Here is a 12,614-nt window from a genome sequence, read left to right on the forward strand (position 1 = left end):
ACATGCTCTATTCCGTGGTGTTGCTCCTGCACTCGTGGCTGCGCTGGGGCGTGGTGGTGCTCGGCGTGGTGGTGCTGGGAAGGTCCCTGGTGGGCTGGCTGCGCGGCCGGGACTGGACCCACTCCGACCGGCGCCTCCAGGTGCTGCTCGTCTCCGTGCTCGACCTCCAGTTCCTGCTCGGGCTGACGCTCTACTCCGTGCTCAGTCCGCTCACGCCAGGGACGATGGAGGCGTTCCGGACCAGCATGTCCGTCTCCTTCCTGCGGTTCTTCACCGTGGAGCACCCGGTGATGATGCTCCTGGCGCTCACCGCCGCGCATGTGTCGTCCCAGCTGAGCCGCCGTGCCGAGGCGCCCCATGCGCGGCACCGCGTGTGGGCGGTGGGAATCCTCGTGACGATGCTCCTCGTCGTGCTCGGGATTCCCTGGCCCTGGCTGTCCCACGGCCGGCCCCTGTTCCGGGGCTTCTGACCGCGGACCTCCACCCGGAAGGGGGTGGAGGCCCGCGGGGCCGCGGCTACTGCGCGGTGCCCTTGGCCAGCTCGGCCACGTACGCGGCGGCAATCTTGGTGAACTTGAGCGCGTGGGTGGCGGTGCCCGAGGAGCGGGCAAGCGTGTCGCTCGAGGTGTGGATGTACGGGTTGCCGGCGCTCACCGTGGCCTCGAAGGGGATGGACGCGGCGTAGCCCAGGTTGTGCCACGCGGCGTGGTCCGAGCACCCGTAGCCGCACGAGGTGTTGGTCTGCGGAATCTTCACGTACGTGGTGATGAGGTTGCGCAGGAACGTGTTCTGCGCGGCGTGGGTGTAGTCGGTGACGACGCCGACATCGATGGTGGACGAGCCCTTGTAGTTCGTCATGTCGAGCTGCAGGACGCCCACCACGTTGATGCCGTTGTTCTTGTGGTAGGTGGCGATCTCCTTGGAGCCGCGCAGGCCCACCTCCTCGGCGGCGTAGGCCATGAACTTCACCGTGCGCTGCGGCCGGTAGTTGCGGGCCATGGCGGCGCGGATGACCTCCGTGAAGGACGCCACGCCCGAGGCATCGTCATCCGCGCCCGGCGCGGTGCTGCCCGACTGGTTGATGGAGTCCAGGTGCCCGCCCACCACCACGACCTCGTTCGGCAGCGTGGTGCCGCGGATGGTGAAGATGACGGACGGCTGGGCCCAGCTCGCGTGCCGGAACAGCTCCACGGTGACGTCGGTGCGGGTGGCGGGGACGTAGCTCTTCCACTTCGACAGCAGCCAGTTGGCCGCGTCCACGCCGCTTTGTGACGTGTAGTAGCGCGTCGTGTAGCTCGACAGCGAGGTGATGGTGCTCCGCACGTTCGACTCCAGCACCGTGCCCATCAGCGTGTTGACGGTGGTGGCGTTGTCGAGCGTGTAGGTGACCAGGCTCTGCGGGGCCACGGCCGGGGCGGGCTCCAGCGAGGCCAGGGCCTCCTCACGGGTGTCATAGGTGATGAAGCCCGCGCACCGGTTGAAGCGCTCGTGCATGAGCGTCGCGAGCCGGGAGAGCTGCGACTCGCGCAGGCGGAACACCGACGCGTGCTCCTTTGCCAGGACGGTGGCGGGCTCGTCCCAGCCCGCGCTCTTGAAGGACTCGCGCATGGGCGCGACCGCGTCCGTGCCCAGGGTGACCCAGACCTCCCGGTCCGGAGGCTCGCTCTTGCGCTGCTCGGCGAAGGCGGGGGTGGTGCTCAGCAGCATCAGGGAGACGGGAATCAGCCTCTTCATGCGCACAGCTCCTCAGGGGCGGGGGTGGGGTGTTGCGCCGCATGCGGCGAGGGCCCGCTCCATGCGGCCCCTCGCGGCGGGAGCAGTCTGTTTTTCCGATAATACAGATTAAAATGGAATCGGAGGGATGTGCCGCGGTGAACAGAGGTCTCCGACCGGGGGGCGAGGAGGGCGCGGGCGTGCACCGGTGCGTCTCACGGTGCGGCCGCCCGGGGGCACGCCGTGCGCGTTGCTTGCCTCGGCCCGCCGCGTTCCCACTTTCAGGTCATGGGGCAGAGCCTCTTCTCTTCCCGCCCGCCGGCGGCTTCAGTGGGGAGTGGAGCCGGCCGGGCATGGGGGGCCCGACGGGAAGAGACACGCTCGGGCCCATGCCCACCACGCCGCCCGCGTGAAGCCGCTGGACATGGCGGAGTGCCGTGCGTCCCCCCGCGCCCGCCGCGTGGAGGGGGGCCATGTCGCGCTCGCCTCGCCGGCTGCTGATTGCACTGACGTTGGGGCTGGGGCTCGCCATCACCGCGGGGCTGATGGCCTTCGACAGGCTGGTGGGGGCCAGCCTGGAGCGCGAGGCCCTGCTGCAGCAGGCGACCCGCGCCGAGAACCTGGCCAGCCAGCTCCAGACCCGCCTGGAGGCGGCGGAGCAGGTGGCGCGCACCGTGGCCGCCCTGTCCGCCCCGCTGCGGAGGCGCTCCGACGTGGAGTCCCTCGCCCAGGGCACGCTGGCGTCCACGTCACCGGAGTACGTCTACGGCATCGGCGTGTGGTTCGCCCCCTACGCGCTGGAGCCCCGCAGCCGCTGGGTGGGGGCGTATGCCCACCGCGAGCTCGACGAGGGGCAGCGCATCGTCCTCACCTACGAGTGGTCCACCCCGGCCTACGACTACCACCGCCAGCCCTGGTACCGGCAGGGCCTCCAGGCGGGGGCGGACCCCTTCCTCACGGAGCCCTACTTCGACGTGGACTTCGTCTACTCCACCTTCACCATGCCCTTCGTGGCCGCGGACGGGACGCTCCGGGGCGTGGTCACCGTGGACGTCATCCTCCCTCAGCTTCGCGCCCTGGTGGCCCGGGCGAACACCACCCCGCACGAGAGCTTCTTCGTCGTCACGCGCGCCGGCCGGCTCTTCGCCCACCCATGGGAGGAGCCGCTCGTCGCCTGGGCCAGGGAGCGCGGCCGCGTGGGCCCCGGCGGCGTCCTGTCGGACCTGACGCTCGAGGACCTGCGCGCCTACGAGGAGGCGCATGGGCTGGCCGGCGACCGGCACACACAAATCGCCGCCGTGCGGGACGCCGGGTGGACCGTCCATGTCTCCACGGACACGAACCGGCTCTTCGCCGACACCCGCCGGCTGCACACCACGCTGCAGACGGTGGGCCTCACCGTCTGGGTGGCCCTCCTCGCCGCCATGGTGGCCGGCGTGCGCACCCTGCGGGTCCGCGCATTGTCTCGCGCGCTCCTGGAACAGGAGCGGGAGCGGGAAGTCTTGGAGCGCAGCGGGCGGATGCTGCGCGAAGTGCTGGAGACTTCCATGGACGGCGTGGCCGCGGCGGACGCTGGAGGGCGGCTGGTGGCGTGGAACACCAGCGCGGAGCGCATCTTCGGCTGGCCCCGGAAGGACGTGCTCGGCCTTCCAGCGGTGGAGGTCGTCTGCAGGCCAGAGGACCGGGCCCTGCGCAGCCACCAGTTCGCGCGCCTCATCGCGTCGGGGGGCGCAATGCTGCCGGCCTGCCGCCTGGAGGCGCTGGCGATGCGCCGGAATGGAGAGGTGTTCCCCGTGGAGGCGAGCCTCTCCGCGGTGCCCACCGAGGGCGCGTACCGCGTCTATGCCTTCTTCTCGGACATCACCGGACGGCGCCAGGCGGAGGAGGAGCGCCAGCGGATGCTGGAGCGGCAGCGCGACCTGCTGTCCCAGCTCCGGCGCCGCTCCGCCGAGCTGCGGGCCATCATGGACAACATGCTGGAGGGCGTCTTCGTGGCCGACCAGGAGGGCCGGCTCTCCTTCGTCAATCAGGCGGGCCTGCGGATGTGCGGGGGGGACCCGGGGGTGCTGAACGCGGAGGCGCCGTACGCCGGTTCCTTCCGTGACATGGACGGTGCGCCACTGCGGCGCGAAGCACTGCCGCTCTTCCGGGCCCTGCGGGGCGAGGTGGTCCTGGGCCGCGACCTCCGGGCGCTCGAGCCCGGAGGGGAGCGGGTGCTGCGCATGAACGCGGCCCCCATTCCGGATGAGGAGGGCCGGGTGTCCGCGGCGGTGGTGGTCATCCATGACGTCACCGAGGCGGTGGAGTTCGACCGGCTCAAGGATGAATTCGTGCGGATGGCCGCCCATGAGCTGAAGACCCCGGTGACGGTGATGAAGTCCTTCGCCCAGCTCGCGCTCAAGACGGGGGCCGGCCACGACGCCACCCTGTCCCGGTTGCTGGAGGGCATCGACCGGGGCGCCAACCGCATCGACCAGGTGGTGCGCACGCTGCTCGACGTGTCCCAGCTGCACCTGCGGAGCATGCGGCTGGTGGAGGAGCCGATGGACCTGCGGCCCCTGGTGGAGGCGACGGCGCGGCGCATGTCCGAGACGCGGCCGGGACACCCCATCCACGTGCGCGGGGAGGGGGCGCTGCCGGTGTGGGGAGACGCGGCCCGCCTGGAGCAGGTGCTGGTGGCACTGCTCGACAACGCCGTGCGCTACTCACCCTCGCTGACGCCCGTGGAGGTGGAGCTCTCCGCCCGGGAGGGCCTGGCGGAGGTGTCCATCCGGGACCGTGGCATCGGCATTCCCGCGGACAAGCAGGCCCGCCTCTTCCACCGCTTCTACCGGCCCCATGCGGGGACGGAGCATGACCGGGGAGGACTGGGCGTGGGGCTCTACATCGCGCGGGAAATCGTCCAGCAGCACGGGGGCCAGCTCACGCTGGAGAGCCGGGAAGGCGAGGGGACCACCGTCCACCTCCGCCTTCCGCTACGCGCGGTGCGAGCCGGAAGCGAGGCCCGTGCCGTACCTCACGAACAGGAAGGTGCATCCGCATGAATGGCGCGCATGTCCTCGTGGTGGATGATGACCCGGACCTCGTGGAGGTCGTCACGCTCGCCCTGGAGATGGCGGGCTACCGGGTGTCGCAGGCGTCCAATGGCCTGGGGGCGCTGAGGGTGCTCGAGCGCGAGCTGCCCCAGCTCATCCTGCTCGACATGCGGATGCCGGTGATGGACGGCTGGACGTTCGCCCGTGAGCTCCGCGCGCGGTATGGCTACCGCGTCCCCGTCGTGGTGGTCACCGCGGCCGAGGACGCCCGGCTGCGGGCGCGCGAGGTGGAAGCGAACGCCTGGCTGGGCAAGCCGTTCGACGTGGACGCGCTGCTGGCCACCGTCGGGCGCTTCGCGTCCGCCGCGCAGGAACATGAGGCGCCGGCTTCACACGGAGTGCGGTGACTGCGTCGCGAGCGGGCCCGGCCGCCTGCCTGCCGGAGGGGCGAGGGTGACCCGTTCACCTCGGGTCCTCCCGGACCGTCTCCATGACGATGCCCGGGGACGCTAGAGTCCGTGCACGGGCATCGGGGGACTCTGGATGGCAAGACCTCACGGAAGTGTCCTGGAGGAGTACAACTCCCTCCGGGAGCAGCAGAAATCACGGCCGCTGAGCCCCGAGGAGGAGCAGCGCCTGGAGCTGCTCCGGGACGTGCTGCTGGAGCTGGGCGCGCTGCCGCCGGAAGGCAGCCCGCTGCCCGCCCGTCCCGCGCGGGCCGACGCGGTGCTGGAGCTGTCGTTCGCGACGCATGAGGACGTGGTGCGCGCGTACAGCAAGAACATCGGGGCGGGCGGCCTGGCCATCAAGACGTCCCGCGTGCTGCCGCCGGGCAGCACCCTGGAGCTGCGCATCAAGCTGCCGGACGCGCCCCAGCCGCTTTTCGCGCAGGGGCAGGTGGCGTGGGCCCGCGAGGACGAGATGGGCGTGGCCTTCACGCAGCTTCCGGCCGAGGCGGAGCGCCGGCTGAAGGAGTTGCTCGCGGCGGATGCCTCGCTGCTCAATCGCGTGCGGAGCGTGCTGAAGTCGGACGTCATCGAGCTGCTGAAGAAGGACGTGCGCGAGCTGGGCAAGGCGCCCGCGCCCCAGGCCGCGCGGGCCCAGGAGGTGGACACGCGGCCCCTCATCATGGTGCGGCTGCTGGACGCGCGGCTGATGGAGCTCGTCACGGAGCTGTTCACCCAGCAGGCGCTGCGCATCACCTCGGAGGCGGACAAGGCCGCGTCCATCATCGTCGTCGACACGGGCACCGCGCTCGACGTGCTCCGGGCCGTGGGCCGTCCCGGCGTGCGCATCGTCATGGTGAACGTGAGTGGCCCGGACTCGCTGGTGGGCCGGCTGACGAACCTCAACCCCGCGGCGTACGTGAAGCACCCGGCCACCGCGGCCACGGTGCTCCAGGCGGTGACGCGGCTGCTGGCGGCCGCCGGTCCGCGCTGAGCGCGCCGTGGGTGGGGCCCCGGCTCCTGGTCTAGAGTGGGGCCGCTCGTGGGGCTGTCCGCCGTGACGGACGCGGGCGTGGCCCGTTATGGGAGGCAAGGCGGAAGGTCATGGACTGCGACTGGCTCATCATCGGCTCGGGGTTTGGCGGGAGCGTCAGCGCGCTGCGGCTGACGGAGAAGGGCTACCGCGTGGTGATGCTGGAGAAGGGCCGGCGCCTGCGGGGGCCGGACTTCCCCAGGACGAACTGGGACCTGAGGCGCTGGCTGTGGATGCCGCAGCTCGGCTGGCGGGGCCTGTTCAAGATGACCTTCTTCCGCCACGTCACCGTGCTGTCGGGAGTGGGCGTGGGCGGCGGCTCGCTCGTTTATGCCAACACGCTGCCCATCCCGAAGGATGACTTCTTCCAGTCCCCGTCCTGGGGCCACCTCGCCGCCTGGAAGGAGGAGCTGGCGCCGCACTACGCCACCGCGCGGCGGATGCTCGGGGCCACCGTCAACCCGCTGAACACCTTCCCGGACAAGGTGCTCAAGGAGGTGGGGGAGGACCTCGGCCGCACCGACTTCCAGTCCACCACCGTGGCCGTCTACTTCGGCGAGCCCGGTGTCACCGTGAAGGACCCGTACTTCAACGGCGAGGGGCCCGAGCGCACCGGCTGCAACGCTTGCGGTGGCTGCATGCTCGGCTGCCGGCACGGCGCCAAGAACACGCTCGACAAGAACTACCTGTACCTGGCGGAGAAGCGCGGCCTCACGCTGCACGCGGACACGGAAGTCACGTGGGTGCGCCCGCTGCCGGAGGGTGGCTACGAGGTGGAGGCGCTGCGGGGCGCGCGGCGCTTCTTCCGGGAGAAGCTGCGCTTCACCGCGCGCAACGTCATCTTCGCCGGCGGTGTGCTGGGCACCATGGACCTGCTCCTGAAGCTGAAGGAGCACCCGGACGGGCTGCCCCGGCTGTCGGAGCGGCTGGGGGACGGGGTGCGCACCAACTCGGAGGCGCTCATCGGCATCGTGAGCGGGCGCAAGGACCAGGACCTGTCCCGGGGCATCGCCATCGGCTCCATCCTCCACACCGACGCGCGCTCGCACCTGGAGCCGGTGCGCTACTCGGACGGCTCGGGCTTCTTCCGGCTGCTGATGGCGCCGCAGGTGTCCGGGGCCACGCTGCTCTCCCGGCTGGCGCGGCTGCTTGGAATGCTGGCGCGCCACCCGATGCGCTTCCTCAAGGCCTGGTTCGTCCCCAACTTCGCGCGGCGGACGATGATTCTCCTCTACATGCGCACGCTGGAGGGACACCTGCGCATGCGGCGCGGGCGTGGGTTGACGACGGCGCTGCGCAAGGGCGTGCTGACGGGTTTGCAGGAGGGGCCGGCGCCCACCTCCAACATGCCGGAGGCCTTCGACCTGGCGAAGCGCGTGGCCGGCAAGCTGGACGGCTACCCGATGACGATGGTGAGCGAGACGCTGCTGGGCATCCCCACCACCGCGCACATCCTGGGCGGCTGCTGCATGGGGGACTCGGCGCGGACGGGCGTCATCGACCACCGCCACCGCGTCTTCGGCTACGACGGGCTGTACGTGGTGGACGGCTCGGCCATCTCCGCCAACCCGGGCGTCAACCCGTCGCTGACGATTACGGCGCTGGCCGAGCGCGCCATGACCTTCATCCCCGCGGCGAAGGAGCTGCCGCGCGGGGACACGGACGCGGTGGTGGAGCCCGCGGCGAGGACCGCGGGCCCCGTGGCCGCCGCCCGTTGAAGGACTACAGGCGGACCTGCAGCTCGTAGCGGCGGTTCTTCGCCTTCTTGGCCGCCGTGTTGTCCGGCTTCACCAGGGGCTTCTCGGAGCCGAAGCCCACGGCGGTGATTTCCGCGCGGGGGATGCCGCGCGCCGCCAGCTCCTTGACGATGGTCTCCGCGCGCTCCTCGCTGAGCTTCTTGTTCTTGGCCGCGTCACCGGACGAGTCCGTGTGGCCGGAGACCTCGAACTTGTAGCTCTTCACACCGGCGCCATCGAGCTGCTTCTTGGCGTCGATGAGGGCGTTGGCCAGCTTCTTCAGCTTCGCGTCGCAGCCGGGCTCCAGCTCGGCGGTGCCCGTCTTGAAGCTGCACTGGTTCTTCCGGCCCTCGTCCATCAGCTTGGTGTTGACGCGCTTCTCGACGGCGCCCTTGCCGGCGTCGCCCGCCGTCTTCTTGATGGAATCCAGCATGCCCTGCGCGGAGGCCACTCCCGGGAGGGCCAGCAGCGACACGGTGAGGCACAGCGCCTTGAGCTTCATGGGATGAACTCCTGTGGGTCGGGTGGAACGGCGCGCAAGGCTGCCCAGGGGCGGGCGCCACGTCCAGCGCGGAGAAGTCCCCGGAGCGGGGGACACGGGGCCCGGCCGCCAGCCCGCCGGGCGGGGAGTGTCCGGTGGCCGCCCGGGAAAACTTGCCTCGGCCGCAGGGCGGAGCAGCATGGGCGGCGGGTCTTCTTCGCACAGTGAGGCAGGCGTGGGCAGCAACGGTCGAACGGAGAGATGGCGGCAGCTCCTGTCGCCGCATCGGGTGGGGACACCTGCTCCGAAGGAGGGCGCGGTGGTGAAGGCCGCGCCACCGCCGGACGAGCGCATCCTCCCGGATGAGCGGACGCCCTATGACCAGGACTACGACCGCATCGTCTTCTCCAGCGAGTTCCGCTGCCTGCACGACAAGACGCAGGTATTCCCCCTGTCCTCCAGCGACTACACGCGCACGCGGCTGACCCACAGCATCGAGGCCTCGTGCGTGGGGCGCTCCCTGGGACAGATGGCCGGGAGATTCCTCCTGCGTGAGCAGAAGGTGGAGCTGGAGCCCTCGCACCTGGGCACCATCGTCGCGGCGGCGTGCCTGGCGCACGACATCGGCAATCCGCCCTTCGGGCACTCGGGCGAGGCGGCCATCCAGCACTGGGTGGAGCAGAAGCTGGCGTCCCCGGGGCCGGAGGGCCCCCTCAAGACCGACGCCGAGTGGAAGGACCTGCAGAGCTTCGAGGGCAACGCCCAGGGCCTGCGCATCCTCACCCGGCTCCAGTCACGCGAGCGGTGGGGCGGGCTGCGCTACACGGCTGCGACGCTGGGGGCGATGAGCAAGTACCCGCGTCCCTCGGTGCTGCCCGGCGGGCGGCCGCCGGTGAAGGGACGCGTGTCGGAGAAGAAGTTCGGTTACTTCCAGGACGACCAGAAGCTGGCGGTGGAGGCCTTCAAGGCGCTGGGGCTGAAGGAGCGCGAGCCCGGCGTCTTCTCGCGGCACCCGCTGGCCTTCCTCGTCGAGGCGGCGGACGACATCTGCTACGCGGTCATCGACCTGGAGGACTCGGCGAAGCTGGGGCTGATTCCCATGGAGGAGGCCTGCAAGCTGTTGGAGGGCGTGCTGCCGCCACAGCCGGTTCCCGGCAGGGAGCCGCGGCCGCCTCCGGCGCACCTGGAGACGCGCATGGCGCAGGCGCGAGCCCGGGCCATCGGCCTGCTGATTCCGGCGTGCGTGAAGGTCTTCCTGGAGCACGCGGAGGAGATGGAGGAGGGAAGCTGGGAGACGCCGCTGGTGTCGGCGCACCCGGACGTGCGCGAGCAGCTGGAGCGCATCAAGAGCATCACCCGGCGCAAGGGCTACGAGAGCGAGCGGGTGTTGCAGATTGAGAGCGCGGGCTTCAAGACGCTCGGCGGCCTGCTGGACATGTTCGTGTCGGCGGTGGTGACGGACTCGCCGAACCGCGAGGAGCGGAAGCTGCGGCAGCTCCTCCCCATGGAGTCCTTCCAGCGGCCGGAGTTCGCCGAGGTGGACCAGAAGAAGCCGCCCGAGCGCGACGCGGCGATTGAGCGGCTGTCGAAGTACCAGCGCCTGCTGTGCGTGACGGACTACATCTCCGGAATGACGGACGGCTTCGCGGTGGAGTTGTTCCAGCGGCTGTCCGGCATCAAGCTTCCGACGTAGCCATGGAACCCATTTCCCCGGAGCAGCGCCAGGCGCTGGAGGCGCTGTACCAGCGAGTCGAGACCCGGGCGGCGGACATCTCCGGGTCGCATGACTGGTGGCCGTGCCGCCGGGGGTGTGATCACTGCTGCCGCCACCTGTCCGCCCCGCTGCCGCTCACGGAGCTGGAGTGGCGCTACCTCTGGGAGGGCTTCCAGCGGCTGCCCGAGCACGTCCAGGCGGAGGTCCGTGCCCGGGTGGCGGAGCTGGAGCGGAGCGGGGCCTCGCGTCCGTACACCTGCCCGTTCCTGGACCGCGAAGCGGGCGCGTGCCGTGTCTATGCGCACCGGCCGCTGGCCTGCCGCTCCTATGGCTTCGCCGCCGCGAGGGATGGCGGGCGTTGGTGCCACTTCATCACCGACCTGCTGGCGCGGCACGGAGACGGTGACATCGTCTGGGCGAACCAGGACTCGCTGGAGGAGACGGTGGCCTCCCTCGGTGGGCCCACGTCCACCCTGTTCGAGTGGTTCGCGGCCCACCGGTGAGGCCCGCCGGGCTGGCGTGCCTCGCTCACACGTCAAACGCTAGAAGTCCCGGTAGCACAGGTAGTTGTCGTTCCAGGTGGGGTCGCCGCCCTCGAGGAAGCGCACGCACGTCTTTCCCGCGACCGGTCCCTGGTAGGACCAGGTGAAGTGCACCGGGCTGCTGCTGGGGACGCAGAGATGGTTGTCGTACCAGGGGGAGTAGCCCTGGGCCATGTCTCCCGGCTCGTTCACCAGCGTGCATCGCATGCCCTGAATCGGCCCGGACCAGCTCCACTTCCAGTGGTAGGCATCCGCCTCGGGAACAAAGAGGTGGTTGTCGTTCCACACGCCGTTGTGCGCATCGCCGGGCTCCTCCAGCTTCAGTGCATTGGCACGGAAGGAGGGCGTGTAGTTCCAGAACTCCACCAGGCCACGCCACTCGCCCTCCGTCAGCCGGTCGTTGTACGCCAGCCACACGCTGGTCTGCCCGGAGGCGGCCAGGGCCCGGGTGAGCGCGGCGTTCTGGGCGCCATCCCGGGGAACCGAGAAGACGTAGCCGGAGGGGCAGCGATCGGTGTTCTGGCTCCAGGTGCCAGCGGTGGCGCTGAGCTGCCAGTCCAGGGGGGTATTCAGATTGCGGCACGCGAACCGCTTCTGGCTGTCGCACCGGACATCGTTCCATCGGCCATTGGAGCGCAGCTCGGCGCAGTCCTCCTCCTGCCAGTTGTCGGGCTGTCCCGTGTCCCAGCTCCAGAGGGAGGCCGTCATCAGCTCCTGGAAGTCCCTGGAGGGACCGAAGCCCGACTGGCCCACCGGGTCCAGGCCGACGCTCACGTTGCACTCCTGGGCTCGCCGGACGTGCTCGGGGGACGCGGACCAGAAGACAGGCTCCTGGCTGCTGTCGCCGCTGAATGAGTAGAAGCGGTCGTCCGTGGGGTGCGGTGGAAGGGGCTGGTAGGTGTTGGCCCAGCCGCTCGTGGGGTCGAGCACCTTCCACTCACACGCCTGGCGGGCTTCGGTGGACGTCCAGAAGTTCTTGATGCTGGACTGCCCGTTGTCCGTCCACCAGGGCCAGCTGCCGTGCAGGTCGACGGAGAGGGCCTCACCCGAGGGCCAGCCGCTGCCGGGCATCGGGATGTGGGCCCCGTAGATGAGGACCTGCCGCCCATAGGCGCGGAGCCGGTTCACACTGGGGAACCGGGAGCTCGTGTCCCCTCGCAACTGGTTCAGCTCGAGACGGCTGAGGAACTCCTCCGTCAGCTCGTTGTAGAAGATGAGTGCCACCTCCTGCGTCCTCGAATCCACCCACTCCGGCTGGACGTAGATGAAGACGAACTCGCTGGGGTTGGCCACCAGCCAGTCGCGAATCTCCCTGAGCGCATAGGCGAGCGGGCGCGAGCCGATGGGGCAGGCCATCTTGGAGAGCGTGTGGCACACCTGGATGTGCGAGGTCGCGTCCGCATGGACATCCAGGTCGATGAAGCGGATGCCCATCCGGAGCATGTCCGTGAGCGAGAACGAGTGCTGCCATCCCGCCAGTCCCGAGCCTTGTGACTCCTGCGCGGTGTTGTAGGAGTTGTGGGCGCCCAGCCAGGCGACGTGGTTGAAAGGTTGGCTCCCTCCGAGCTTGCGTTGGAGGCTCAAGGCCCGTGCGGTCTGGGACTCGGAGAAGGACGTCACGTCCGGGCGCCACCTGCGGTACTCGGGCGACAGCGGCTCGGGGGCGTTCTGGCAGGTCGAGCCGATGACGACGAGGCCGCGGTCGCACCAGTTCCAGACCCCCGCCCAGTTGGGATTGCAGGGGGGCTGTCCAAAGGCGCCACAGGTGACGGTGCTGAAGGCGGGTTGCCGGGTGACACCCAGGTCCGCCGGCTCGCTCGGAGCGCGTGTTTCACAGCCGAGCCAGAGGACGGAGGTGATGCCGAGCAACAGGACTCCTCTCCAGGCCACCCCAGGTGCTGTCTCCATGGTGTT

The 12,614-nt window shown here is 70.2% G+C and carries 10 protein-coding genes; 7 read left to right on the forward strand and 3 right to left on the reverse strand.

The genetic code is table 11. The features are described from left to right. Nucleotides 1-2: 2 nt before the first annotated feature. Nucleotides 3-470, forward strand: a complete 468-nt coding sequence (locus K8638_RS20675) for a hypothetical protein (protein WP_223756289.1) — start codon at nt 3-5, stop codon at nt 468-470. A gap of 46 nt (nt 471-516) precedes the next feature. Here K8638_RS20675 and K8638_RS20680 read toward each other — a convergent pair whose 3' ends face one another. Then, on the reverse strand, nt 517-1,734 hold the full coding sequence (locus K8638_RS20680) for a M20/M25/M40 family metallo-hydrolase (RefSeq protein WP_223756290.1): 1,218 nt from the start codon (nt 1,732-1,734) through the stop codon (nt 517-519). A gap of 452 nt (nt 1,735-2,186) precedes the next feature. On the opposite strand from K8638_RS20680, the gene K8638_RS20685 reads away from it, so the two are divergent. From K8638_RS20685 to K8638_RS20700, 4 genes are all read left to right on the forward strand, one after another. Beyond that, a complete protein-coding gene (locus K8638_RS20685; protein ID WP_223756291.1) occupies nt 2,187-4,757 on the forward strand; it encodes an ATP-binding protein in 2,571 nt (856 codons plus the stop codon). Further along, nucleotides 4,754-5,155 (forward strand): response regulator, encoded by a 402-nt coding sequence (locus tag K8638_RS20690; RefSeq protein ID WP_223756292.1) that lies wholly within the window; start codon nt 4,754-4,756, stop codon nt 5,153-5,155. The genes K8638_RS20685 and K8638_RS20690 overlap by 4 nt, the downstream gene beginning before the upstream one ends. A gap of 136 nt (nt 5,156-5,291) precedes the next feature. Next, nucleotides 5,292-6,188, forward strand: coding sequence for a PilZ domain-containing protein (locus K8638_RS20695; RefSeq protein ID WP_223756293.1), 897 nt, complete (start codon nt 5,292-5,294; stop codon nt 6,186-6,188). A gap of 110 nt (nt 6,189-6,298) precedes the next feature. After that, entirely contained in the window at nt 6,299-7,945 is a 1,647-nt protein-coding gene (locus K8638_RS20700; protein WP_223756294.1) for a GMC family oxidoreductase, read from the forward strand. 4 nt (nt 7,946-7,949) lie between these two features. On the opposite strand, the gene K8638_RS20705 is transcribed toward K8638_RS20700, so the two are convergent. Continuing rightward, nucleotides 7,950-8,465, reverse strand: a complete 516-nt coding sequence (locus tag K8638_RS20705; RefSeq protein WP_223756295.1) for an OmpA family protein — start codon at nt 8,463-8,465, stop codon at nt 7,950-7,952. Nucleotides 8,466-8,763: 298 nt separating this feature from the next. On the opposite strand from K8638_RS20705, the gene dgt reads away from it, so the two are divergent. Together dgt and K8638_RS20715 are read left to right on the forward strand one after the other, a co-directional pair. Further along, nucleotides 8,764-10,137 (forward strand): dGTP triphosphohydrolase, encoded by a 1,374-nt coding sequence (dgt, locus tag K8638_RS20710; protein WP_223756296.1) that lies wholly within the window; start codon nt 8,764-8,766, stop codon nt 10,135-10,137. Between the two features lie 2 nt (nt 10,138-10,139). After that, nucleotides 10,140-10,661, forward strand: coding sequence for a YkgJ family cysteine cluster protein (locus K8638_RS20715; RefSeq protein WP_223756297.1), 522 nt, complete (start codon nt 10,140-10,142; stop codon nt 10,659-10,661). A gap of 39 nt (nt 10,662-10,700) precedes the next feature. Here the strand turns inward: K8638_RS20715 and K8638_RS20720 are convergent, their stop codons facing one another. Next, complete coding sequence (locus tag K8638_RS20720) at nt 10,701-12,608, reverse strand: phosphatidylinositol-specific phospholipase C domain-containing protein (protein ID WP_223756298.1); 1,908 nt, start codon at nt 12,606-12,608, stop codon at nt 10,701-10,703. Nucleotides 12,609-12,614: the final 6 nt, after the last annotated feature.

The sequence above is a fragment of the Myxococcus sp. RHSTA-1-4 genome (assembly GCF_020037125.1).
In the GTDB taxonomy this organism is placed as follows: Bacteria; Myxococcota; Myxococcia; order Myxococcales; family Myxococcaceae; genus Myxococcus.